Below are 846 nucleotides of genomic sequence, written 5' to 3' on the forward strand. Positions count from 1 at the left end.
GTCCGCATGAAAGCTGCAGGTAGGGTGTGCGCGGTACGCACGTACGCGTGCTTTAAGTGTAAATACAGAAGCAGTATAAAACGGTCGTCTGAAAAATTTTCAGACGACCCTTTCGGTTAATTTTCCGAATAGCCTTTCTAAGGCAGTACAACCACATTTCAATCTTTTCCTGCACAGAAAAAGGAATACAACAACTGTATCATCTCGTTGACTCGTGAATCGGCAATGTAATATTGCCGTTCTCGATGGTTCACTTCAAAAGACACCAATCCGGCCTCACGCAGTAGTGCCAATTGGCTGGACATCGCCGCTTGAGGCAGGCCGGATGATTCAGCCAGTTCGGTTACATTGTGCGGTCTTTCGTGCAGCTTACATAGTACGGCGAGGCGATGGGGGTTTGCCAGAAGTTTAAGAAAGGCAGCGGCTTCTTCGTAGGGCGGTTGATTATCGGCAGTGGTCATGGTTTGCCCTTTTCGGCAAATGTGAAGGTCCCATTATCAGTCATAACTGCCGCAGCGGCAACTTTCAGACGACCTCTGTTCAGCGGTTCCATGGCATTTTAGCCAGCAGTCGTGCCATGCCGCAGAATCCGGTTAAACCGGCTGTCAACAGACCTGCGCCGACTACTGCGTCTATCAGATAAAACCAAGGCGATACCAGCGAACCTGCCAACACGCCAAACAGAACCAAGCCGCCTGCGATGGTTTGCACCTGCCGCATGATGTCCGGTGCGGCGTGTTCGGCGATTATGGGGAGACCTGCGGCTTTCCATGCCTGCAAACCGCCTTCAAGAATGTAGCACTCGCGTCCCCGACCAAGTTCCGCTAATGCTGCTTCTGCCTGCGC

The 846-nt window shown here is 52.0% G+C and carries 2 protein-coding genes; both read right to left on the bottom strand.

Annotation, left to right across the window (positions count from 1 at the left end; translation table 11 throughout):
• Positions 1-158 precede the first annotated feature (158 nt).
• Positions 159-461, bottom strand: coding sequence for an ArsR/SmtB family transcription factor (locus ACTHUR_RS12885; protein ID WP_003821656.1), 303 nt, complete (start codon positions 459-461; stop codon positions 159-161).
• 79 nt (positions 462-540) lie between these two features.
• Positions 541-846, bottom strand: a 306-nt coding sequence (locus ACTHUR_RS12890) for a rhodanese family protein (RefSeq protein ID WP_440398888.1), incomplete at its 5' end; no start/stop codon positions are given.

This window comes from Neisseria sp. P0021.S007 (assembly GCF_051956855.1).

Coding starts and splice junctions, on each gene's coding strand:
- ACTHUR_RS12885 (WP_003821656.1), bottom strand. CDS start 461: ATGACCACTGCCGATAATCAACCGCCCTACGAAGAAGCCGCTGCCTTT.